Genomic DNA, 22,140 nt, shown 5'->3' with positions numbered 1-22,140 from the left:
GCGCCGAGGAGTTAACCCGCCATGGCTAGCGTGTCACCCCGGTCGGCCGGCCCAGGGCCGCTCGTTCATCCACGAACACGGGAGCACCACATTGAGTGAGTTGAATGGATCGTCCATTCTGATCACCGGAGGAACTGGTTCCTTCGGCAGGACGTTCCTCCGGCACATCCTCAACGAGGCCGACCCCGCCCGAGTGGTGGTGTTCTCCCGTGACGAACTCAAGCAGTACGAGTTGCGCCAGCAACTCGGCGACGACCCGCGGCTGCGGTGGTTCATCGGCGACATCCGAGACCGGCACCGCCTGACCCGGGCCATGCACGGCGTGGACCACGTGGTGCACGCCGCCGCCCTCAAGCAGGTGGACACCGCGGAGTACAACCCCTCGGAGTACATCGCCACCAACATCACCGGCTCGCAGCACGTCGTCGACGCGGCGATCGAGGCCGGCGTCAAGAAGGTCATCGCGCTCTCCACCGACAAGGCGTCCAGCCCGATCAACCTGTACGGCGCGACGAAGCTGGTCGGCGACAAGTTGTTCGTCTCGGCCAACCACTACGCCGCCCAGCACCCCACCCGGTTCGCCGTGGTGCGCTACGGCAACGTGGTGGGCAGCCGCGGCTCGGTCGTTCCGCTGTTCCGCCGGCTCGCCGCCGAGGGCAAGAGCCTGCCGATCACCGACAAGCGGATGACCCGCTTCTGGATCACGCTCGACCAGGCCGTGCAGTTCGTCATGGACTCGTTCGACCAGATGCAGGGCGGCGAGCTGTTCGTGCCGCGGATCCCGAGCATGCGCATCCTCGACCTGGTCGAGGCCGTGGCCCCGGACGCCACCACCCACGAGATCGGGATCCGGCCGGGCGAGAAGCTGCACGAGGAGATGATCGCGCCCGACGACAGCCGGCGGACGCTGCGCGCCGACGGTCGGTTCATCGTCCAGCCGACCATCGCCACCTGGGGCTACCAGCCGCCGGTCGACTGCGACCCGGTGCCGGACGGCTTCGCCTACCAGTCGGACACCAACGACGAGTGGCTCACCGTCGAGCAGTTGCGCGACATGCTCGGCATCACCGCATGACGGGGATGCTCCCGTACGGCCGGCAGTCGATCAGCGAGGAGGACGTCGCGGCCGTCGCCGACGTGCTGCGCGGCGACTGGCTCACCACCGGGCCGCAGGTCGACGCCTTCGAGGCCGACCTCGCCCAGTGGACCGGCGGCGTCGGCGTCGCCGCCGTCTCCAACGGCACCGCTGCGCTGCACGTGGCGTACGCGGCGGCCGGGGTGGGACCGGGCGACGAGGTGGTCGTCCCGCCGATGACGTTCGTGGCGACCGCGAGCAGCGCGGTCGCCCTCGGCGCGAAGATCGTGTTCGCCGACGTCGACGACGAGACGTTCTGCCTCGACCCGGCGGCGGCCGCCGCCGCGGTCACCGCGCGGACGAAGGTCGTCGCCGCGGTCGACTACGCCGGTCACCCCGCCGACTACGACGCGCTGCGCAAGACGGTCGAGGGCACCGACGCGCTGCTGCTCGCCGACGCGGCGCACTCCATCGGCGGGACGTACCACGGTCGGCCGGTGGGTTCCCTCGCCGACCTGACCACCTTCTCGTTCTTCCCCACGAAGAACCTGACCACCGCCGAGGGCGGCGGCGTCGCGGCGCTGGACCCGGAGATCCTGAAGCGGGCCCGCCGGTTCCGTGGCGTCGGCGTGGTCCGCGAACGTGACGACCTGCGCTTCCCCGACGAGGGTGGCTGGCACCAGGAGGTGCACGAGTTCGGGCTGAACTACCGGCTGCCGGACGTGCTCTGCGCCCTGGGCCGCAGCCAACTGCGTCGGCTGGCCGAGTTCAAGGCGCGCCGGACCGCCCTGGTCGCCCGGTACGACGAGGCACTGGCCGACCTGGACGGCGTGCTGCTGCCGAACCGCCGGTCGTGGGCCGACCCGGCCTGGCACCTCTACCCGATCCGGGTGCTCGACGGGCGTCGCCGCGAGGTGTACGACCGGATGCGGGCCGCCGGCATCGGCGTGCAGGTCAACTACATCCCGGTGCACTGGCACCCGGCCTTCGCCGACCTGGGGTACCGGCGCGGGTCCTGCCCGGTGGCCGAGTCGTTCTACTCGCAACAGCTGTCGCTGCCGCTCTACCCGGGGCTCAGCGACGCCGACCAGGATCGCGTCATCGACGCGCTGACCGCGGCGGTGCGGGTCGGCGCGGTGCGTTCCGCCGCCTGATGGGGACCTGATGCACCACGCCAACCACTTCTACGGCCACGCGCACGTGCTGGCCCGCTACGCCGGCCTCGGCGACCGGCACCCACCGCGGATCAACGGGTACGTGCAGCACGGCTGGAACATCGGCGACGGGCTGGCGCCCGGCCACCCGTACGCCGAGCGCACACCCAGCCTGCTCTGGTCGGAACAGACCCGCCGCCGGGCCTGGTCGGTGGGCCGACGCAACGTGGTCGTCATCGGCGCGCCGTTCGTCTACCTGCTGGCCATGCGACCCGAGGAACCGCCGGCCGAGGAGCGGGAGGGCACCATCTGGTACCCGTTCCACGGCTGGGAGGGCCAACACGTCAAGGGCGACCACCGGAAACTGATCGCCCTCATCCAGGACACCGAGCCCGGCCCGGTCACCGTCTGCCTCTACTGGCACGAGTACCGGATGCGCAACGTGCGCCGGCTCTACGAGCGTGCCGGGTTCCGGGTGATCTGCCACGGCTACCGGGGGCACTGGTGGAAGGACACCGACCCGGAGTTCCTCGACCGGCAGCTCACCGAGCTGCGCCGCCACCGCCGGGTAGCATCCAACCGGTTGACCAGCGCGATCTTCTACGGGATCGCGGCGGGGTGCGAGCCGGCCGTCTACGGCGACCCGATGATCCTGTCCAACGAGGACCCGACCTTCGGCGGCACCGCGCGGATCCGCCGGCAGTGGCCGCAGCTGCACGGCACCACTGTCGACCTGCCCACCGCGGTGGAGACCGCCCGCGCCGAGCTGGGCACCGACCACCGCTGCACACCGGCTGAGCTGCGCGAGCTGCTCGGTTGGGCGAACCTCCCGGAAGAAGAAGAGGACGACAGTGACGACTGAGACGGCACCCGCCGACCGGATCACCCTGCCGGGCGGCGAGATGCTGGCCTGGTCGGACCTGCCGCAGGAACGGTTGGCCGACGGTGGGCCCCTCGCCGCGCTGGCCGCCCGGCTGGTGCCGCGCGGCGCCCGGGTCCTGGTGGCCGGTCCACACGACCCGGCGCTGCTCGACCAGCTCGCCCATGCCGAGGTGACCTGCCTGCTGCGCAGCCACCCGGACGCGGTGGCGCTGGCGCACCGGGCCGCCCGGCTGGTGGTGGGCAGCCCGGCCGGGCTGCCCGACGACGAGACGTACGACGTGGTGATCGCCGCCGCCGGGCTGGACCCGGTGGAGTCGGTGGAGGGCACCCGGCTCGGCTGGGACGGTGTGCTGGCGCGACTCGTCGCGGCGGTACGACCGGGTGGCGCGTTGCTGGTGCGCCTGGACAACCCGCTCGGCCTGAACCGGCTGGTCGACACCACCCCCTGGTACGCGCTGCGGGACGACTCCGCCTGGGTGATCGGCGGCGTGCTGGACCGCGCCCACCCGGCCAACCGGGACCAGCTGCGCGAGCGGCTCGGCGCGGCGGGGCTGCAACCGGTCGCCTGCTGGGCCGCGTACCCCGATGTCAGCACCCCGACGGCGCTGCTCGACGCCGATCACCTCGACCGGGACGCGGGCTCCGGCCTGTTCGACGCGGTGCTGCACGGCGCCTGCGCCGGCGGTTTCACCAGCGCCACAGTGCTCCAGGACCCGGCCCGGCTGGCGGTGGACGCGCTGCACGCCGGGCGGGCCGCCGACCTCGCGCCCGGCTGGTTGACGCTGGCTCGCCGGCCCGCCGACCCCACGGACCCGACCACGCCGACCGCCGACGGGGACCTGCCGGTGGCTCTGGTGCAGACCGGACGTCCCGGGATCGGCGTACAGGAGGTGCTGCACGGCCCCTCCGGTTGGCGTTGGGGGCTCGCCCCGACCGCCGGGGCGAAGACACCGGCCGCCGCGCCGTTCGCCAGCCGCGAGGCCGCCTACCGGGACGCGGACGCGCTTTCCGGGCCGGTGCCGTCCGGCCGGCTGCTGCGTACCCTGCTGCTCGACGCGGCCCTGCGCCGCGACCTGGCGACGCTACGCGCGCTGCTGCACGGGTACGCGGGTTGGCTCGCCGACCAGGCCGACACCGACGGCCGGATCGCGGGCGCGGCGGCGCTGGCCGGCACCGACAACGTGGTGGTCGACGGCGAGCGGTACGCGGTGCTCGACCCGAGCTGGCGGGCCACCGCCGCGCTGCCCGCCGACGTGGTGCTCGCCCGTGGACTGTGGCGCTTCGCGGCGAGCCTGCTCACCGGCGGGTACGCCCACCCGTGGTCGTCCACCCTCGACGTCGCGGGCCTGACCGTGGTGCTCGGCGGCCTGGCCGGCCACGACCTCGACCGCGCGACCGTCGGCGAGGCGGTGGAGGCCGAGGCGGCCATCGCCGCCGCACTGCACGGGTTGGACGCCGACGGCAGGAGCGACCTCGCTGCCGAGCTGCGCGCCGTCGCGCCGACCGACCCGCCGGTCGGTGGGCACAGCTACCAGCAGCTGCGCGAGGCGTGGCTGCGCCAGCGCGAGGAACTCACCCGGCTGGCCGCGCTGACCGCGTGGACCGAGGAGCTACTCACCTCGCGGGAACGGGCGCTGCGGCGGGCCGAGACCACGATCAACCTGCTCAGCGGGTCGATCAGCTACCGGGTGGGCCGGCTCGCCATCACCCCGGCCCGGCTGGCCAAGCGCGGTGCCCGCGCCGCGAAACGCCGGGCCACCGCGGCGCTCGCCAACAAACAGGAGGAGCAGCAGTGACCGGCGTACCGGTGCCCCCACTCTTCCCCGCGCCCGACCCGGGGCCACGGATCGTCGGCATCGTGCAGGCCCGCATGGGGTCGTCCCGGCTGCCCGGCAAGGTGCTCCGCCCGCTCGCCGGACGTTCCGTGCTGGGCCGGGTGGTACGCGCCGCCCGGGACAGCGGCGTCCTCGCCGACCTGGTGGTCGCCACCAGCACCGACGCGGTCGACGACGCGGTGGTCACCGAGTGCGAACGGCTGGACGTGCCGTGCCACCGCGGGCCCGTCGACGACGTGCTGGACCGGTTCGTGGGCGCCCTGGCGGCGCACCCGGGCGACGCCGTCATGCGGTTCACCGCCGACTGCCCGCTGCTCGACCCGGAGATCATCACCCTGGTCGCGTCGGTGTACCGGGCCGTCCCCGGACTGGACTACGCCAGCACGTCGATCGCCCGGACCCTGCCCCGCGGACTGGACGTCGAGATCATCCGGGCGGAGACGCTCCGCACCCTGGGCCGGCTCGCCACCGACCACCACCGGGTGCACGTGACCTCGTACGCGTACACCCACCCGGAGCTGTTCCGGGTGCTCGGTGTGACGCTCACCCCGGACCGGTCCGCGCTGCGACTGACCCTCGACACCGAACAGGACTGGGCCCTGGTCAGCGCGATCATCGACCACTTCGGTGACGTCAGCGTGCCGATCGCCAAGCTCACCGACTGGCTGGAGGGTCAGCCCCGGCTGCGCGCGCTCAACGCCGACGTACGACAGAAGCAGCTGGAGGAGTCCTGAGCACCCTGCGGGTCGGGTTGCGCTGCGACGCCGGGCCACGGCGGGGCGTCGGCCATCTCGTCCGCTGCCTGGCGCTCGCCGAGGAGTTCCTCGCCCGGGGCGCCGACGTGGCCGTGTTCGGCACCGTCGAACGGCTCGACTGGGCCACCGCCGAGCTGGCCGCGCGGGGCATCCCCCTGCTCCCCGGCCCGGACTCGGCGTCCGAGCTGGTCGAGGCAGCCCGCCGACACGAGCTGGACGTGCTGGTCCTCGACTCCTACGAACTGGACCCGGCCGGGGCGGGTGCCCTGCGCGCCGCCGGCGTGTACACCCTCGCCATCATCGACGGGGACAGCCGGGGCCAGGTCGCGGACCTCTACCTCGACCAGAACTTCGGAGCCGAGCTGCCGGCGCCGGGATCATCCCCAGCCGAGCTGCCGGGGCAGGATGCCCCAGCCGAGCTGCCAGGACTGGATGCCCCAGCCGAGCTGCCCGGCCGGATGCTCGCCGGCAGCGGGTACGCCCTGCTGCGCGACACCGTGATCAAGGCCCGGCCGCCGGTCCCCCCGCCCGCCACGGCGGTCAGCCGTCCCCGGGTGTTGGCCTTCTTCGGCGGCACCGACGCGGTCGGCGCGGCCCCGGTCCTGACCCGGGTGCTGGTGGCCACCGGTCACCCGATGGATCTCACGGTCATCGTCGGCCGACCCGAGATCGAGGCCGAGGTCGAGGACGTCACCCCCGGACGGGGGCAGCTCATCCGACCGGTCCCGCCCACCACCTCGCTACCGGCCCTGATCACCGAAGCCGACCTGGTGGTCAGCGCCGCCGGCACGTCCACCTGGGAACTCTGCTGCCTCGGCGCACCCAGCGCACTGGTCTGCGTGGTCGACAACCAACGAGAGTCGTACACCCGGGTGGTGCGGCACGGCCTGGCCGCCGGCCTCGGCGAGTTGCCGGAGCTGACCGCCGCCGGGGTGGCCGGACGAGCCGCCCGCGCGACGGCGGCGCGAACCCTGCACGGGTTGCTCAGCTCACCGCAGCGACGGGCGAAGCTCGCCGCGCGCGCCTGGTCCACCGTTGACGGGCAGGGCCGGGCACGGGTCGTGGACGCGGTGTTCGACGCCGTTCGCACCACCGCCGTCGCCGGCTGACCCGATCCCGGCGAGCCGGAGCGGGCCGACGCGGTCCACGGCTAGCACGGGTGTACGAAAGTGCTGCTAGGGTGGCTGTATGACGCAGGCCGCCTACCAGCCGTCGATGCTCGACCTGGCCGACGCCGGGCCGGCCCTGGGGCCGCTGCCCGGACAGATCCGCCGGCACCACCTCAGCCGGGGCGCCTGGGTCGACCACCTTCCCGGCTGGGTGCGCGGCTCCGACGCGGTCCTCGACACCCTGCTCACCGAGGTGCCCTGGCGCGCCGAACGACGCACCATGTATGACACCGAGGTCGACGTGCCCCGCCTGCTCTGCTGGTACGACGGCGAGAGGCAGCTCCCCCACCCCGTGCTCGCCGCCGCGCGGGCCGCGCTGACCGAGCACTACGCGCCCGAGCTGGGCGAGCCCTTCGTCACCGCCGGCATGTGCCTCTACCGCTCCGGGCGCGACAGCGTGGCCTGGCACGGTGACACCATCGGCCGATCCGCGCACACCGACACCATCGTCGCGATCGTCTCCTTCGGAGCACCCCGACCGCTGCTGCTGCGCCCCCGCGGTGGTGGTGAGAGTCTGCGTTTCCCGGTCGGCCACGGCGACCTGATCGTCATGGGCGGCTCCTGCCAACGCACCTGGGAACACGCCATCCCCAAGACCACCCGCCCGGTCGGCCCCCGGGTGAGCGTCCAGTTCCGCCCGCACAACGTCGCCTGATCCGGGGCCCAGAGGGGCCCGGCCAGTTTGTAGAGGACCAGGGAGCCGGCTACCGCGACGGTCAGGCTGTGGCCATGGCCGACCGTGGGAGTCTCCACCGCCGCGTCGAGAGGGTCGAGCGCCTCGGGGGGACCGTGCACGTCGGGTGTGCCCGAGGACAGCGTAGGTCGGCTGGTCAGTCGCGTTCGATGAGGTGGCCCACCACCGTTGGGCCCAGCATCACCGCGAAGCCACTGCCGTCGCGACGGGGATCGGCCGCGGGCAGCTCCACCGGGTCGCCGGTCGCGGTCGCGCCGACGGGTCGCGGGCCCACCCAGGCGACGGCCACGTCCGTCTCACCCTTGAGGAAGCGGTGGGCGCGCACACCGCCGGTCGCCCGGCCCTTCGCCGGGTACGCCTTGAACGGCGTCACCTTGACCGTCGCCCCGGTGGAGGTGACCACCATCGGCTCGCCATGCCCCGGGTCGTCGGTGCGTACCGCGCCGAAGAACGCCACCCGCGCGCCGGCCGGCAGGTTGATGCCGGCCATCCCACCGCCCTTGAGGCCCTGCGGACGGACCAGGGCGGCGGGGAAGCGCAGCAGCGACGCCTCCGAGGTGACGAAGGTCAGCGTCTCGGTGCCGTCGGTCAGCCAGGTCGCGCCGACCACCTCGTCCCCGTCGCGCAGACCGATCACCTCGAACTCGTCGGAGCGCACCGGCCACTCCGGAGCGCAGACCTTCACCGCACCCTGCCGGGTGCCCAGCGCCAACCCCGGTGAGCCCTCCGCCTGCCCGCCGAGCGGGGCCAGGCCGACGACCGTCTCCCCGGCTGCCAGCGGCACCAGCTCGGCCGCGGACATGCCACCCCGCAGCGACACCGTGCCCGCCTGCTCGGGCAACACCGGCAGTGGCAGGACGTCGACCTTGAACGCCCGACCGGCGCTGGTCAACAGCAGCACCCGACCACGGGCGGTGGAGTGCACGATGGCGCGTACCGTGTCGTGCTTGACCCGACCGTTGCGGCGGCGCCCCTCGGCGCTCTCCTCCGACTCGGCCGCGGTCCGGGCGACCAGCCCGGTCGCGGAGAGGATCACCTGGCACGGGTCGTCGGCGACCTCCAGCGGGCCGGCCGGCGCGGACGCGGCCAGCACCTCCTTCAGGTCACCGTCGACCAGCGTCGTCCGACGTTCGGTGCCGAACTGCTTGACCACGGCCGCCAACTCGTCGGACACCAGCTTCTTGAGCACCCGCTCGTCGTCGAGGATCGCGCTCAACTCGGCGATCTCGGCGCGCAGCCGCTCCTGCTCGGCCTCCAGCTCGATCCGGTCGAACTTGGTCAGCCGGCGCAACGGAGTGTCCAGGATGTACGTGGCCTGGATGTCGGAGAGGCCGAACCGGCTCATCAGCCCGTCCTTCGCGGCCTGCGCGTCGTCGCTGCCCCGGATCAGCCGGACCACCTCGTCGATGTCCAGCAGCGCGATCAGCAGACCGTCGACCAGGTGCAGCCGCTCCTGCCGCTTGCGCCGACGGTACGAGGTGCGCCGGGTGACCACCTCGTACCGGTGGGCCAGGAAGACCTCCAGCAGCGCCTTCAACCCGAGCGTGCGCGGCTGCCCGTCGACCAGGACCAGGTTGTTGACACCGAACGACTGCTCCAGCGGAGTCAGCCGGTAGAGGTCGGCGAGCAGCGCCTGCGGGTTGACCCCGACCTTGCACTCCACGACGAGCCGGGTGCCGCTCTCCCGGTCGGTGAGGTCCTTGACGTCGGCGATGCCGGTCAACCGCTTGGTCTTGGTGACCTCGTTGGTGATCGCCGCGATGACCTTCTCCGCGCCGACGCCGTAGGGCAGCTCGACCACGGTGATCGCCTGACGACCCCGGCTGCCCTCGATCGGGCCGATCTCCACCTTGCCGCGCATCCGCACCACACCACGCCCGGTCTCGTACGCCCTGCGCACCTCGTCCAGGCCGAGCAGCACGCCGCCGGTGGGCAGGTCGGGGCCGGGGACGTACTCCATGAGTTTGTCCAGGGTGGCGTCCGGGTGGTTGATCAGCCAGCGGGCCGCGGAGACGACCTCGGCCAGGTTGTGTGGGATCATGTTGGTGGCCATCCCGACCGCGATCCCGGACGCGCCGTTGACCAGCAGGTTGGGGAAGGCTGCCGGCAGCACTGTCGGCTGGGTCAGCGACCCGTCGTAGTTGGGTTCGACGTCGACGGTGTCCTCGCCCAGCTCACCGACGAGCAGCATGGCCTCGCGGGACATCCGTGCCTCGGTGTAGCGCGAGGCGGCCGGGCCGTCGTCGGGGCTGCCGAAGTTGCCGTGCCCGTCGATGAGCGGCACGTTGAGGGAGAAGTCCTGGGCGAGGCGGACCATGGCGTCGTAGATCGCCGTGTCGCCGTGCGGGTGGTACTTACCCATCGTATCCCCGACAATTCGGGCGGACTTCACGTGCCCACGGTCGGGGCGGTAGCCCTGCTCGTACATCGACCAGAGGATGCGCCGGTGCACGGGCTTGAGGCCGTCGCGGGCGTCGGGCAGGGCACGGGAGTGGATGACCGAGAACGCGTACTCCAGGTAGGAGTCGGAGACCTCGGTGACCAGCGGGTTGTCGAAGACCCGCGCGCCGGCCTGGTCGAACGACGAGAGGTCGACCTTGTTTTCCTTACGGCGTGCCATGACTCAGCTCTCCACTCGCACAAGACAGGTGATCATGCGTCGATCGCGTCCCGGTCGACCCGGTCGGCGGAGTCGATGAGCCAGTTGCGGCGCGGCTCGACCTTCTCGCCCATCAGCAGTTCCAGGATGCGTTCGGCGGCGTCGACGTCGTCGAGGGTGATCCGGCGGACGGCACGGGTGGCCGGGTTCATCGTGGTGTCCCACAACTCGTCGGCGTCCATCTCACCGAGACCCTTGAACCGTGGGATGGGCGTGACGATCTGCTTGCCGGCCTTCTCCAGCTTGCGGACCGTCGTCTCCATCTCGGCCTGGGTGTAGGTGTAGACGGTCTGCGGGTTGCGCCCCTTGGTGGTGATCTTGTGCAGGGGCGGCATCGCGGCGTACAGCCGACCGGCCTCGATCAACGGTCGCATGTACCTGGCGAACAGGGTGATCAGCAGCGTGCGGATGTGGGCGCCGTCCACGTCGGCGTCAGCCATGATCAGCACACGGCCGTAGCGCAGCGCGGAGAGGTCGAAGGTGCGCCCCGAGCCGGCGCCGAGGACCTGCACGATGGCCGCGCACTCGGCATTGTCCAGAACCTGCTGGAGGTTGGCCTTCTGCACGTTGAGGATCTTGCCGCGGATCGGCAGCAGCGCCTGGTATTCCGAGGAACGGGCCATCCGGCTCGTGCCGAGGGCGCTGTCACCCTCGACGATGAACAGTTCGCTGCGGTCGATGCCGGTGGCCCGGCAGTCGACCAGCTTCGGCGGCATGGACGCGCCCTCCAGGGCGGTCTTGCGCCGGGCGGCGTCCTTCTGTTGCTTCTGGGTGAGCCGCACCCGGGCGGCGTCGACGATCTTCTGGAGGACGGTGCGCGCCTCGGCCTTGGTGCGCCGGTCCTCCAGCCAGGTCTTGACGTGCGCGTCGACCAGGGTCTGGAGGACCTTGGTGATGCCGGTGGTGGACAGCTCGTCCTTGGTCTGCGAGGTGAACTGCGGCTCGGGGATCCGCACGTGCACCACCGCCGTCATCCCCTCCAGGACGTCGTCCAGGGTGGGCGGCTCCTCCTTGGGCTTGAGGAGACCGCGGGTGTTGCGGATCGCGTCGGCGAGCGCGCGGACGAGGGCCCGCTCGAAGCCCTTGCGGTGGGTGCCGCCGTGCGCGTTGCGGATGGTGTTGGTGAAGCACTCCACGGTGCGCTCGTAACCGGTGCCCCACCGGAACGCCACCTCGACCTCGGCGCGGCGCTGCACGTTGGACTGCATGACGCCGTTGGCGTCGGCGGCGTTCTCCCGGTAGGTGCCCTCGCCGTTGACCAGCAGGATGCCGGAGACCGGCCGGTCGCCGGCCGGGGCGAGGAACTCCACCATGTCGCTGAGCCCGTTGGGATAGTGGAACCGCTCCTCGGCGGGCGCCTCACCGGTCAGGTCACGCAGCAAATAGGTCACGCCGGGGACCAGGAAGGCGGTGTTGCGCAGCTTCATCCGGACGGCGTCGACGTCGAGGGCGGCGCCGGTCTCGAAGTAGCGGGCGTCGTGCCACCAGCGGATCGAGGTGCCGGTGCGCTGGCTGCGCTTCATGGCGCCGGTCACCTGGAGCCCGGGGCCGGCGGTGAAGGGGGCGTCCGGCCCGTCGCCGTCGAAGATGCCCGGGACGCCGTGCCGGAAGGACATCGTGTGGATCTTGCCGGCTCGCCGGACGGTCACGTCGAAGCGGCGGGACAGCGCGTTGACAGCCGACGCGCCGACGCCGTGCAGACCGCCGGAGGTCTTGTAGCCGGAGCCGCCGAACTTGCCGCCCGCGTGCAGTCGGGTCAGCACCAGCTCGACGCCGGAGATGCCGGACTTGGCGTGCACGTCGGTGGGGATGCCCCGGCCGTCGTCGTCGACCTGCACCGAGCCGTCGGCGTGCAGGATCACCTCGACATGGGTGGCGTGACCGGCGACACCCTCGTCGGTGGAGTTGTCGAGGATCTCGTTGACGAGGTGACCCACGCCACGGCTGTCGGTGGAACCGATGTACATGCCGGGCCGCTTGCGGACAGCGTCCAGCCCCTCAAGGTGGGTGAGGTCATCGGCCCCGTACAGGGTGTCAGGCTCTGCGGTCAACTGGTCGTACTCCCCGGTCTCGGCGGTGTGCTGCCGCTCACCGGCGACATCAGCCGGCGTGGCGCGCCGCAGCGAGCCTAGCCCGAGGCTAGGACAACTCCCGGAGGCCCCGCACGACCCGCCGCGCGCGGCCCTCCGGACGTGAGCCAACGAACAGCCGGCGGGTGATCATGGGACCACGCAGAGACACCACCGCCGGTACGCTGCGCGTGATCGCGGCCGGTGCGCGCGGGATGCGCGCGGGTCCGGGTCGGGGAGATCAGGAGGCGGTCGAGGTGGACGGGACGACTCGCGACGCGCTGCGGCGCTCCCTCGGCACGCGGGCCCGGCGCTGGCTGCTGGTGGGCACCCTGCTGGCGGGGCTGCTGGCGGCCGTGGCGCTGGTCGCGGCGGCGGCTCCCGCCGACCGGACCTTCACCGAACTCTCGGGCACGGTCCAGAGCCTGATGTCGGTCACGACCCCGCTCTTCGGCATCCTGCTGGTACGCGACCTGCGCCGGGCACCCGTCCGCGTGCCGGTCCTGCCCACCGTGCTCGCGGTGGGGCTGCCGGCGGTCGTCATCGGCGTCGTCGGCGTGCTCATCTGCGCCGCGACACTCGCCCTCGCCCCGGCCGACGTCGCCGACGACCCGTGGCGGTTCGCCGGGACGGTCGCGGTGGGCAGTGTGCTGGTGCAGATCGTCGCCGGCCTGGTGGGCACCGGACTGGGCCTGTTGCTGCGCTCGGTGGTGGTGGCGTTCCTGGCCACCATCGTCCTGCCACTGGGGCTGTTCGCGCTGCTCGGCGCCGTGGACGCCCTCCGTCCGGCGCAGCCGTGGCTCACCCCGTTCGGCGGCGTGCGCAACCTGCTCTCCGGAGAGATGAGCGTGCTGCGGTGGGCGCAGTGGCTCTGCGTACTGCTGATCTGGGGTGTCGGTCTGAACGCCGTCGGCGCAGCCCTGCGCGACCGCCGCGGCGACCTGCCCTCCCGGTAGCGTCGCGCGGCGACGGGCGCCGACACGCGATCTCCGCGCGGTAGGGCGTGCTGCCTACGCGCGCGTGTCTTTCATCGAACGAAACTGTTACGGGCCATTGACGCCCGTCGCACAAGGGTGATGTGATCGCGCTCTCAGAGAATCTTTCATCTTTCGATGGATGGGGGCCCCATGCCCAGGTTCCGGCGTACCGCGCTCGCCGCGGGACTCACGATCGCCATGGCCGCGCTGTCGACCGCCGTCGCGCTGCCCGCACCCGCGTCCGCCGCGCTGCCCACCGCGGCGGTGGCGCTCGGAGACAGCTTCATCAGTGGCGAGGGCGCCGGGTCGTACACCCCGGTGGTCGATGTCAACGGCGTCAGCCAGGGCTTCCCGGGTTGGACGGCGGCGAACAACAACGCGTTCTTCTGCCACCGATCCGCGAACGCCTCGCTCAACCAGGCCAACCTGCCCGGCATCCAGAACCGGTTCAACCTGGCCTGCTCGGGCGGTCAGCCACACGACATCGCCAACGCCTCGCAGGCACGGGCGAACGGCCGGACCGTGGCCGCGCAGCTCGACCAACTGCGCGCCGTCGCGCAGACCCAGGACATCGACCTGGTGCTGGTCGGCCTGGGCTCCAACAACAGCTCGTTCACCTTCGGCAGCGTCGCGGAGAAGTGCGCGAACCGGTTCATCGCCGACGCCTGGACCGGTTGGTGGGAGTTCTGGGCGTACCTCAACGGGCCGGTCGAGCAGAAGCCGTGCAGTGACGCCGACCTGGCCACCGCCGCGCAGCTCAGCGCCGCCACCGCGGAGACCACCGCCGCCGTACGCCAGATCCTCACCACCCTCGACCAGGTGGACGCGGACGGGCAGCACCGGGTGGTGTTCCAGGACTACACGAACCCGCTGCCGCTGGACCTGAACCCGCAGTTCCACGAGGAGGACAGCCGGGACGACACCCGGGACAAGTTCCGGGACCTGGGCGCCGAGCGGTACGCGGCCGGCTGCCCGATCCACCGGGCCAGCCTGGCGCCGGGACACCGCTTCTCGCAGGGCCTGGGCGGCATCGTGAAGTCCACCAGGGACACGCTGGCCGCCGAGTTCCCGGCCGACGACCTGGTGTACCTGAACGTGCAGCAGGCATTCAACGGCGCCCGACTCTGCGAGCAGACGAGCAGCCCGAGCGGCGCGCTGGCCACCCCGATCCGGCTTCAGGACGGCGCGAACGGCACCTTCGTCACCAGCCTCGCCGGCAAGGACAAGATCGCCATCCAGCGGATCGCCAACACCTGCGTCAGCTACTTCCAGACCTGCCAGGAGTCGTGGCACCCGAACGCCACCGGGCACCAGGTGCTCGGCCAGTGCCTCAGTGGCGCGGCCTCGACCAGCGCCCGGTCGGTGGCCTGTGTGCGCGCCAGCAACGGGACGATCTCCGTCTCCTGACCGCAGCGCCCGTCGGAGGCCCCGCCGCCCGGCGGGGCCTCCGTCGTGTCCGACCGCCTGTGGCTACCGGCCGGTAACGTCAGGCCGTAGGCTGGGCCGGTGAACGGGGACCCGGAGTACGCGCAGGAGTACGTCGACGTCGACGGCGGTCGGCTGGGTGTGCAGGTCTATCCGGAGCCGGCTGGCACGACGGCCGCGCCGGTGGTGGTGATCTGGCCCGCGATGGGTGTTCGCGCCCGGTACTACCGGCCCTTCGCCGCCGCGCTGCGCGCCGCCGGGCTGGCCGTGGTCGTGGTCGACCTGCGTGGCACCGGGGCGAGCACGCCCGCGCCGAGTCGGGTCGACCGGCACGGGTACGCCGAGCTGGCCGACGATGTCGGTGCCGTGCTGGCCGCCCTCAAGCCACGGCTGGACGGGCGCACCCGGCTGCTGCTCGGGCACTCGCTCGGCGGGCACGCCGCGCTGCTGCACCTCGCCCTGCACGGCGACGCCGAGGTGGACGGGTTGGCGCTGATCGCGGTCGGCATCCCGTACTGGCGCAGCTATCCGGGCCGGCGTGGTCTCGGCGTGCTGCCGTACACCCAGGGAATCGCCGCGACCGCGAGGCTGCTCGGGGTCTGGCCCGGCTGGGGCTTCGGCGGTCGGCAGGCGCGCGGTGTGATCCGCGACTGGGCCCACACCGCGCGCACCGGCCGGTTCCCCCGACTCAACGGTACGGACACCGAGTCGGCGGTCCGCGCGGTGCGGACCCCGGTGCTGGCCGTGAGTGTGGACGACGACCAGTACACCCCGCACCAGACCATGGACCACCTCTGCGCGAAGCTCGCCGGCGCGCCGGTGACCCGGGAACGGTTCACGGTGGCGGAGGCGGGCGCGTCGTTGGACCACTTCACCTGGGTACGCGCGAGCGCCCCGCTGGCGCGGCGGATCGCCGGGTTCGTCGGCGACCTGCCGCCCCGCTGAGTCGCGGCGCCCGGTTCACTCGTCCTGGTCCAGGGGCACCAGGTCACCGTCGCGCTCCACCTGGATCTCTCCGTGTTCCTTGCGGGGCGCGACCTCCGCGGTGTTCCGGTGTGGGTCGTTGTCGGGGTGCATGAGCACCGCGTCTGTCTTGGGGGTCTTCTCCCGGCTCTCGTCCGGCTGCGACATCGTGTTCCCCTCTCGTCGGCATCGCTCGGGATCTACCCGCCACCGGGCGAACGACTCCTGCCGGCGTCGGGGCCGACCCACAACGGTGCGAACGTCCGGTAACTGCCCGCCACGGCCCGGATCGGCCCGCTCGGGGCGGGGTTAGCCGCCCGACCGGCGGGTAAGCCGCACCGCCCGACACGGCGGAAGGGGATCACATGTCCGAACGGCACACCGCACTGCGCTCGATGCACGATCTGGGCCTGGCGGCCTGGTTTGGCGGCTCCCTCATGGGTGCCTTCGGCGTCAACGGCGCAGCGGCGAAAATCAGCGATTCGACCCAGCGACTCCCGGTCGCCTCGGCCGGATGGTCCAGGTGGACCCCGGTCAACGCGGCCGCGATCGGCGCCCACCTGGCCGGCGCCGTCGGTGAGTTGGTGACCGAGAGCCCACGGGTGGCCGCCCAGTCCGGCGTGGGCCGGGCCAGCGCCATCAAGACCGCGTTGACGATCGGCGCGCTGGCGGTCACCGGTTACAGCCGGTTGGTCGGCATGCGGTTGGAGAAGGCGGGTGGCCCGCCGGTGAGCGGTGCCACCGAGCCGAACCACCAGACCCCGGCCAGTGTGGCCTCCTCGCAGCGGCAGATGAAGCTGCTCCAGTGGGCCATTCCGGCGCTTACCGGGACGCTGGTCGTGGTCACCGCGTACATGGGTGAGCAGCAGAAGCCCGGCCAGGTGTTCCGGGGCATGTTCGGTCGCGCCGGTGGGATGAAGGGCGCCTCGAAGACCATGATCAAGATGGCGGGAATGAGCAACGGCAAGCGGCCGATGGCGATGGCCGGACGCTGAACGTCGGGCCGGCCGGCGTCCCGCCGCCACCTCGACGGCGGGGCGCTGGCCGGCCCTGCGCTCCCGGCGGAGCGACGACGACGCAGCGCTCCCGGCGGAGCGACGACGACGCAGCGCTCCCGGCGGAGCGACGACGACGCAGCGCGACGACGGGTCCGGCAGCGCCCAGCGCAACGGTGACAGAACCGGCGCGACGACGAGCGCCGCCACCCGCACCGGCGGGCTGGTGGCCGTCGTGCGACGGCGTCGGGCGGGCAGTCCCGGCCCGAGGACGGCACACCGTCCGCCGGCAGCGGCGGACCGACGAGCGGGGTGGCCATGACGGCGCACAGGGGACGCAGCGGTGACAACGACCGGCAGGAGCCGGAGGCGACCAAGCCGTGGGGCACCGGCGACGACTTCGACGCCGACGCGCCCTGGGGCGTGGACGACGACGCACCCATGGACGAGGGCAGCGAGGAGACCGCGGTGCCCGAGGGGCGCCGCGGCGAGCGGCGCGCGGGCGCCCCGGCGGGGCGGTCGGACCCGGCGGGGCGGTCGGACCCGGCGGGCCGGCACGGCTTCGGCTCGGTCGAGCCGACCCGTACCACGATGGCCGGACCGGGTGCCCCGCCCGACCCCGCCCCCAGTGGCCGGACCTTCCCCGACGACGCCGACATCGGTGAGTCGACTCAGGACGCGCTGCGCAGCCGGGGACGGCGTTCCTAGAGCGGTTCGCACCCGGCCGTAGCCCGGCCGGGCGTCACCTGCCCGACGGTCATCCGGTCGCCGGGACGGCGTGATCGTCGATCATCGTCTCGGCGAGCAGCTGCGCCAGTCGGGTGGCGTCACGCTGGGCCTGCCCGGCGCAGCAGTTGTTGAACAGCACGTGCAACTCGTCGGGGAGACCGGCGAACTCGCCGAGCAGCCCGGCCCAGTGCCGAAGCTCGTCCTCGGCGTACGCGTACCGAAACTTGTCCTGCTTGTCGCCGTCACCCCACGCGTCGCTGTGACCGTGGAACCGGACGATCGCCGGCTGCGCGGTCATGGCCAGGAGCGGCGGCACCGACGACGGGTGACCCTGTGGCATGTCGACGCAGACCAGGGACAGGTCGTGGGCGCGGAGCAGATCCACGGTGTCCGTCGCCGCGCCGTCGTCGAACCAGGAGCCGTGCCGCAGCTCCACCGCGACCCGCCACGGCCGGCAGCGCCGCGCCAGCTCGACGATCCGGCGTTCGGCCGCCTGGCTGCGCACCAGCCAGGGCGGAAGTTGCAACATCACCACACCCAGCTTGCCGGCCGCCGCGATCGGGTCGAGGGCCGCGCGGAACCGGGCCCACAGCTCGTCGTACGTCCGCTCCGGCAGGTCACGGCGGCGGATCCGGCTCGGGCCGGCGGCTGGACGCAGGTCCCGGGGCAGCACCGCGACCGGGGTCGGATGGCCGGTGAAGAGGCTGAACGCCTTGACGTCGAAGGTGAAGTCGTCAGGCGTCGCGTCCACCCAGCCCTGGGTTGTCTCCGGCACCGGAATGGCGTAGTAGGACGTGTCCACCTCGACCAACGGGAACTGGCTGGCGTAGAAGCCCAGCCGGCGGGCCGGCGTGCTGGCCGAGCGCGGATACCACCCGGAGCGCAACAGGGACTGGTCCGCCCAGGACGACGTGCCCACCTTAATCACACCCATGTCATTCAGTGGACCGCCATCGACGCGGATCGGCAACCGCTGGGCGATCTTCCGTCGACCGGTGTCGTGCCGGGAAGTGTCGGTGCATCGTCCTACGGTGGCACCGGTTGGACATCAACGAAGGGTGGCGGCATGACCAGCACTGGGCAGCTCACCGGTGAGCGCACCGACCTTCTGCAGGCGCTCCGCAGGCACCGCGGTTTCCTTTTGCAGACCGTCGACGGGCTCACCGACGAGCAGGCGGCCAGCCGCCCCACCGTCAGCGGCCTCTGCCTCGGCGGTCTGATCAAGCACGTGACCGGCGTCGAGCACCGGTGGATGCTCTTCGCCGTGGGCGGCGCGGAGGCGATGGCCCGTGAGGAGGTCGACTGGGTCGGTCAGTTCCAGATGGCGTCGGGCGACACCCTCGCCGGGCTGGTCGAGCGCTTCCAGCAGGTGGCCGCCGCGACCGACGAGCTGGTCGCCACCCTCGACCTGGACGCGGCGCACCCGTTGCCGCAGGCGCCCTGGTTCGAGCCCGGGGCGAATTGGACGGTCCGCCGGGTGCTGCTGCACCTGATCGCCGAGACGTCCCAGCACGCCGGGCACGCCGACATCCTGCGGGAGTCGATCGACGGCGCCAAGACCATGGGCTGACCCGGCGTGTGCGGTCGACGGGTCGGGGTGTTGATCGCCGACGGGCCTCAGCGGAGTCGGGGGCGGTGCCGGCCCTCGCTGGTCCGGTCCCTGGCGTAGGCGTCGGAGCGGCCCCAACGGCCCGGGATGTCCAGCAGCTCCAACCGACCGAACCCCTCGGGCACCGCCGGGTCCACCAACAGGTTGTCGCCGGTGGGTCGCAACCCCATTGTGGTGGACAGCAGCATCAGCAGCGCGCCCGACGACCAGGCCTGCGGCCGGCCGGCCCCGGGCAACTGGACCGGATACTTCGTCAGGCTGCGCTCGTGGCCGGCGATCGCCTCCGGCACCGCACCACCGAGAGTCTGCGCCAGGTCGAAGATGCCGCCCGCGATCGTGGCCGCGTGCGTGTCGAAGTGGTAACGGCGCAGCCCGGCGGCGATCAGAGCGTTGTCCGCCGGCCACACCGCGCCCAGGTGTGCGCCCAACGGGTTGTACGGGCGCTGCCCGGTGGCGAAGGTGCGCACTCCCCAACCGCTGAACAGCCGCGGCCCGACCAGGTGCTCGGCGACCGCTTCCGCCCGGTCGTCCGCGACGATCCCGCTCCACAGCAGGTGCCCCATGTTGGAGGCCAGCGCGTCGAGCGGCTCACCGTACGGGTCGAGCGCCAACGCGTAGCACTCCCGGTGCGGCAGCCAGAAGTCCCGGTTGAAGCGGTCCTTCAGCGCGGCGGCTTCCCGCTCCAGCCGGTCGGCGTACGCGGGGTCGCCCCAGAACTCCCGGGCCAGCCGAGCCCCGCGCCTCTTCGCGTCGTACGCGTAGCCCTGCAACTCGCAGGTGGCGCGGGGAAAGGCTGGTTGCCTGTCGTCGGCGCTGGTGATCCCATCCGGGGAATCCTTCCAGCTCTGGTTGATCGCGCCGTGCCGCTCGTTGCGACGCTGGTAGCGCACGTAGCCGTCCCCGGTCAGGTCGCCGTACTCGTCGATCCAGTCCAGCGCCATCCGGGCCGGGTGACGCAACTGGTGCACCAGGTCCACGTCGCCGGACCACCGCTCGTACTCGTCGAGCAGGACGACGAACAGCGGGCTGGTGTCCGCGGCACCGTAGTACAGCCCGTTCGTCCGGTCGTCGAACACGCCGGACTCGCCGTAGCGGAGGTGGGCCAGGATCTTGCCCGGTTCCTCGTCCCGATCGTCGTCGAGCTGGCCTCCCTGCAGGGTGGCCAGCATCCGCAGCGTCGCGGGGGTCAGTTGGGGGGTGAACGCCAACGTCTCCAGGCACGTGATGATGCTGTGCCGTCCCTGCAACCACATCTCCCACGGCAGACCGGCGATCGGCACCTGGGCGTCGTACGACAGCGGCTGGTACCGCAGTGCCGCCAGGTCGGCCAGGCTGCCCCGGTACATGTCTTCCAGCCCGTCGCGTTCGGCCACCAGTTGCGGTGCCTGGCCCATCCAGTCCGCCAGGCTCTCGCGCATCCCGGTACGCACGGCCCGCTGGTGGGATTCCAGGGCGTCGCGTACGTCCTGCCCGTCCTCACCGCCCATGGTCATGGCGACGTGCAGGTCGGCCTCCCACTGCCCCTCCGGGGCGACCCGGATCCGGAACGTCATGCCACCCTCGTCCACCTCGACCGGAACAGTGCTCCGCACGGTGGTCTGGCGGACGAACCGCTGCCGTTGGTAACGCAACACGAGCTGCCGGTTCGCCGAGTCCGCAGTGACCTCGACGGCCCGCTGGCGCAGGTGCCCGATCTCGGCGATGTCGGTGAAGTCGCTGCCCATCTCCAGCCGTATCGTGAAGTCGGCGGGCTGTGGCGAGTGGTTGAGCACGGTGATGTTCTCGTGCAGACAGTCGTGGATCGAGCGGTGGCGGATGATCGACACGTCGGCGTCGACGTAGTGGCTGGCCGCGCCGGGGACCAGGAAGAACCGGGTTTCGAAGTACGTCATGTCGTCCCGGGAGAGCGCGTTGATCCGTTCGCCGTCGATCCTGAGCACCCAGTGCGACAGGAAGCGGGTGTCGTACGCGAAGAGCCCGATCGGAGACCGCGCGTCGGCCTCGATGTCGCCCTGGGCGTCGCTGATCGCGAACACGTTGCCGGCGATCACGTGGAGCAGTTCCTGCCTCACGACCGTTCCCCCCGGGAATCCGCCGCGCTCCGGCTCGAGGCTCGCGCGGCCATGGCATCCCGGCCCAGCTCGCGCGGATGACGGGCGCCGCTCGGCCCCGCGAAGATCCGCCGCAGCAGCATCAGCAGTCGCATGTTGCCCTGTAGGGCAAGCTCGTTGCGCAGCAGCGCCGCGCCGGGATGCAGCTCACCGTTGACCATCCGGTCGAACACCGACCGGTCCGCGCGGACCACCAGGTCGGCGTCGTCGGCCGACCGCGCCACCTGGACCCGCTGGTCGGCGATGGTCAGGTACCAGTGATCGGTGCTGCCGTCTCTGCGGACATCCAGCCGCAGCGTGCCCGCGATGGTCTCGGGCAGGTCGGGCCGCCGACCGGTGTCAAGGTGTCGCAGGTACTGCTCCGCCGTCACGCCCATCGGGTCCCCTCCCCACGGTCTCCCGCAGGATCACCCGCGCCGGGGTGAGCCCGGTTCACCCGAAACGGGTGAGGCAGCGCCACGGCCGCGCGGACGTCGGCCCGATCGTCAGCCGGCCTCGATCAGGCCGCGCAGGTAGGCGGCCTGGCCCACGTGTTGCAGGTCGTCCTCGACGATGCTGACCAACCGGACGCCGAGCGTGACCGGTGGATCCCACGCCTCGTCGACCACCCGGTCCAGGTCCGCCGGGCCCAGGCCGGCCAGGAAGCTTCCGGTACGCGCCGCGACCGCCTCGTAGTAGTCGATCAGCGCCTGCGCGCTCTCCGGCCGCACCGCCGCGACCTGGGCGGGCGAGTGCCCGTAGCCGGTGTCGTCGGGGTCGGCGGCGAGCCCGAACCGACCCGCCCAGTCGCCGCTCACCCAGAGCTGGTCGGCGTCGAGCAGGTCGGCGACGTGGTGGTCCTGCACCCGGGTGAGGTGCCAGACCAGCCAGCCGATCGAGTTGGCGCCCGGCGCGGGCTGGTGGCGCAGCTGCTCCGCGCCGAGGCCGTCGACCGCCGCGCGGACGAGGTCGGGCAGCCGGTCGTACGCCTCGGTCAGCAGGTCACTCACGTTCACGGGTACGCCCTCCTGATTGGTTCCCGACCAGGTACCGCTGGAGA

At 72.2% G+C, this 22,140-nt stretch carries 20 protein-coding genes; 13 read left to right on the top strand and 7 right to left on the bottom strand.

All coding sequences use genetic code 11. The annotated features are described in order from the left end of the window. Positions 1–91 precede the first annotated feature (91 nt). From pseB to AB0J33_RS13430, 7 genes are all read left to right on the top strand, one after another. Positions 92–1,075, top strand: coding sequence for a UDP-N-acetylglucosamine 4,6-dehydratase (inverting) (gene pseB / locus AB0J33_RS13460; protein WP_363613095.1), 984 nt, complete (start codon positions 92–94; stop codon positions 1,073–1,075). Continuing rightward, entirely contained in the window at positions 1,072–2,229 is a 1,158-nt protein-coding gene (locus tag AB0J33_RS13455) for an aminotransferase class I/II-fold pyridoxal phosphate-dependent enzyme (RefSeq protein ID WP_363613093.1), read from the top strand. Before pseB ends, AB0J33_RS13455 begins: the two co-directional genes overlap by 4 nt. Before the next feature lie 10 nt (positions 2,230–2,239). Then, positions 2,240–3,091 carry a hypothetical protein gene (locus AB0J33_RS13450; protein WP_363613091.1) on the top strand — a complete coding sequence of 284 codons (852 nt, stop codon included), beginning with the start codon at positions 2,240–2,242 and terminating at the stop codon, positions 3,089–3,091. After that, positions 3,081–4,907, top strand: a complete 1,827-nt coding sequence (locus tag AB0J33_RS13445; RefSeq protein WP_363613089.1) for a class I SAM-dependent methyltransferase — start codon at positions 3,081–3,083, stop codon at positions 4,905–4,907. The genes AB0J33_RS13450 and AB0J33_RS13445 overlap by 11 nt, the downstream gene beginning before the upstream one ends. Continuing rightward, complete coding sequence (locus AB0J33_RS13440; protein ID WP_363613087.1) at positions 4,904–5,680, top strand: glycosyltransferase family protein; 777 nt, start codon at positions 4,904–4,906, stop codon at positions 5,678–5,680. Before AB0J33_RS13445 ends, AB0J33_RS13440 begins: the two co-directional genes overlap by 4 nt. After that, complete coding sequence (locus tag AB0J33_RS13435) at positions 5,677–6,810, top strand: spore coat protein (RefSeq protein ID WP_363613209.1); 1,134 nt, start codon at positions 5,677–5,679, stop codon at positions 6,808–6,810. Before AB0J33_RS13440 ends, AB0J33_RS13435 begins: the two co-directional genes overlap by 4 nt. Positions 6,811–6,889: 79 nt before the next feature. Further along, the gene (locus tag AB0J33_RS13430) at positions 6,890–7,525 is read left to right on the top strand and encodes an alpha-ketoglutarate-dependent dioxygenase AlkB (protein WP_363613085.1); all 636 of its coding nucleotides are present in this window, start codon (positions 6,890–6,892) and stop codon (positions 7,523–7,525) included. A 175-nt stretch (positions 7,526–7,700) separates the two neighbouring features. On the opposite strand, the gene AB0J33_RS13425 is transcribed toward AB0J33_RS13430, so the two are convergent. After that, entirely contained in the window at positions 7,701–10,184 is a 2,484-nt protein-coding gene (locus AB0J33_RS13425) for a DNA topoisomerase IV subunit A (RefSeq protein ID WP_363613083.1), read from the bottom strand. Between the two features lie 32 nt (positions 10,185–10,216). Beyond that, a complete protein-coding gene (locus tag AB0J33_RS13420) occupies positions 10,217–12,274 on the bottom strand; it encodes a DNA topoisomerase IV subunit B (RefSeq protein ID WP_363613081.1) in 2,058 nt (685 codons plus the stop codon). A 170-nt stretch (positions 12,275–12,444) separates the two neighbouring features. On the opposite strand from AB0J33_RS13420, the gene AB0J33_RS13415 reads away from it, so the two are divergent. The 3 genes from AB0J33_RS13415 (at position 12,445) to AB0J33_RS13405 (ending at position 15,639) form a co-directional block, all read left to right on the top strand. Further along, positions 12,445–13,248 carry a hypothetical protein gene (locus tag AB0J33_RS13415; RefSeq protein WP_363613079.1) on the top strand — a complete coding sequence of 268 codons (804 nt, stop codon included), beginning with the start codon at positions 12,445–12,447 and terminating at the stop codon, positions 13,246–13,248. Positions 13,249–13,419: 171 nt separating this feature from the next. Beyond that, entirely contained in the window at positions 13,420–14,676 is a 1,257-nt protein-coding gene (locus tag AB0J33_RS13410) for a hypothetical protein (protein WP_363613077.1), read from the top strand. Between the two features lie 99 nt (positions 14,677–14,775). Beyond that, positions 14,776–15,639, top strand: a complete 864-nt coding sequence (locus tag AB0J33_RS13405) for an alpha/beta fold hydrolase (RefSeq protein ID WP_363613075.1) — start codon at positions 14,776–14,778, stop codon at positions 15,637–15,639. A gap of 15 nt (positions 15,640–15,654) precedes the next feature. On the opposite strand, the gene AB0J33_RS13400 is transcribed toward AB0J33_RS13405, so the two are convergent. Then, entirely contained in the window at positions 15,655–15,825 is a 171-nt protein-coding gene (locus tag AB0J33_RS13400) for a hypothetical protein (RefSeq protein WP_363613074.1), read from the bottom strand. Between the two features lie 197 nt (positions 15,826–16,022). Here AB0J33_RS13400 and AB0J33_RS13395 point away from each other — a divergent pair, with 197 nt between their 5' ends. Further along, entirely contained in the window at positions 16,023–16,652 is a 630-nt protein-coding gene (locus AB0J33_RS13395) for a hypothetical protein (protein ID WP_363613072.1), read from the top strand. Positions 16,653–16,970: 318 nt separating this feature from the next. After that, complete coding sequence (locus AB0J33_RS13390) at positions 16,971–17,360, top strand: hypothetical protein (protein ID WP_363613070.1); 390 nt, start codon at positions 16,971–16,973, stop codon at positions 17,358–17,360. Between the two features lie 49 nt (positions 17,361–17,409). Here the strand turns inward: AB0J33_RS13390 and AB0J33_RS13385 are convergent, their stop codons facing one another. After that, positions 17,410–18,315 carry a DUF72 domain-containing protein gene (locus tag AB0J33_RS13385; RefSeq protein WP_363613068.1) on the bottom strand — a complete coding sequence of 302 codons (906 nt, stop codon included), beginning with the start codon at positions 18,313–18,315 and terminating at the stop codon, positions 17,410–17,412. Positions 18,316–18,447: 132 nt separating this feature from the next. On the opposite strand from AB0J33_RS13385, the gene AB0J33_RS13380 reads away from it, so the two are divergent. Continuing rightward, positions 18,448–18,951 (top strand): DinB family protein, encoded by a 504-nt coding sequence (locus AB0J33_RS13380; RefSeq protein WP_363613066.1) that lies wholly within the window; start codon positions 18,448–18,450, stop codon positions 18,949–18,951. Between the two features lie 47 nt (positions 18,952–18,998). On the opposite strand, the gene AB0J33_RS13375 is transcribed toward AB0J33_RS13380, so the two are convergent. The 3 genes from AB0J33_RS13375 to AB0J33_RS13365 form a co-directional block, all read right to left on the bottom strand. After that, positions 18,999–21,062 (bottom strand): glycogen debranching N-terminal domain-containing protein, encoded by a 2,064-nt coding sequence (locus tag AB0J33_RS13375; RefSeq protein ID WP_363613064.1) that lies wholly within the window; start codon positions 21,060–21,062, stop codon positions 18,999–19,001. Continuing rightward, the gene (locus AB0J33_RS13370) at positions 21,059–21,478 is read right to left on the bottom strand and encodes an SCP2 sterol-binding domain-containing protein (protein ID WP_363613062.1); all 420 of its coding nucleotides are present in this window, start codon (positions 21,476–21,478) and stop codon (positions 21,059–21,061) included. The genes AB0J33_RS13375 and AB0J33_RS13370 overlap by 4 nt, the downstream gene beginning before the upstream one ends. A gap of 108 nt (positions 21,479–21,586) precedes the next feature. Further along, positions 21,587–22,096 carry a DUF664 domain-containing protein gene (locus AB0J33_RS13365; RefSeq protein ID WP_363613060.1) on the bottom strand — a complete coding sequence of 170 codons (510 nt, stop codon included), beginning with the start codon at positions 22,094–22,096 and terminating at the stop codon, positions 21,587–21,589. Between the last annotated feature and the right edge of the window lie 44 nt (positions 22,097–22,140).

This window comes from Micromonospora sp. NPDC049645 (assembly GCF_040675155.1).
Lineage (GTDB): Bacteria > Actinomycetota > Actinomycetes > Mycobacteriales > Micromonosporaceae > Micromonospora.
The sequence above is the reverse complement of the archived record's forward strand: the minus strand, read 5'-3'. Positions and strand labels throughout refer to the sequence as shown.

What these genes read in the sequence shown, in the direction of transcription:
- AB0J33_RS13415 (WP_363613079.1), top strand. Translation starts at nt 12,445, where the DNA reads ATGGGACCACGCAGAGACACCACCGCCGGTACGCTGCGCGTGATCGCG.
- AB0J33_RS13410 (WP_363613077.1), top strand. Translation starts at nt 13,420, where the DNA reads ATGCCCAGGTTCCGGCGTACCGCGCTCGCCGCGGGACTCACGATCGCC.
- AB0J33_RS13370 (WP_363613062.1), bottom strand. Translation starts at nt 21,478, where the DNA reads ATGGGCGTGACGGCGGAGCAGTACCTGCGACACCTTGACACCGGTCGG.
- AB0J33_RS13400 (WP_363613074.1), bottom strand. Translation starts at nt 15,825, where the DNA reads ATGTCGCAGCCGGACGAGAGCCGGGAGAAGACCCCCAAGACAGACGCG.
- AB0J33_RS13425 (WP_363613083.1), bottom strand. Translation starts at nt 10,184, where the DNA reads ATGGCACGCCGTAAGGAAAACAAGGTCGACCTCTCGTCGTTCGACCAG.
- AB0J33_RS13450 (WP_363613091.1), top strand. Translation starts at nt 2,240, where the DNA reads ATGCACCACGCCAACCACTTCTACGGCCACGCGCACGTGCTGGCCCGC.
- AB0J33_RS13455 (WP_363613093.1), top strand. Translation starts at nt 1,072, where the DNA reads ATGACGGGGATGCTCCCGTACGGCCGGCAGTCGATCAGCGAGGAGGAC.
- AB0J33_RS13395 (WP_363613072.1), top strand. Translation starts at nt 16,023, where the DNA reads ATGTCCGAACGGCACACCGCACTGCGCTCGATGCACGATCTGGGCCTG.
- AB0J33_RS13385 (WP_363613068.1), bottom strand. Translation starts at nt 18,315, where the DNA reads ATGGGTGTGATTAAGGTGGGCACGTCGTCCTGGGCGGACCAGTCCCTG.
- AB0J33_RS13430 (WP_363613085.1), top strand. Translation starts at nt 6,890, where the DNA reads ATGACGCAGGCCGCCTACCAGCCGTCGATGCTCGACCTGGCCGACGCC.
- AB0J33_RS13380 (WP_363613066.1), top strand. Translation starts at nt 18,448, where the DNA reads ATGACCAGCACTGGGCAGCTCACCGGTGAGCGCACCGACCTTCTGCAG.
- AB0J33_RS13390 (WP_363613070.1), top strand. Translation starts at nt 16,971, where the DNA reads ATGACGGCGCACAGGGGACGCAGCGGTGACAACGACCGGCAGGAGCCG.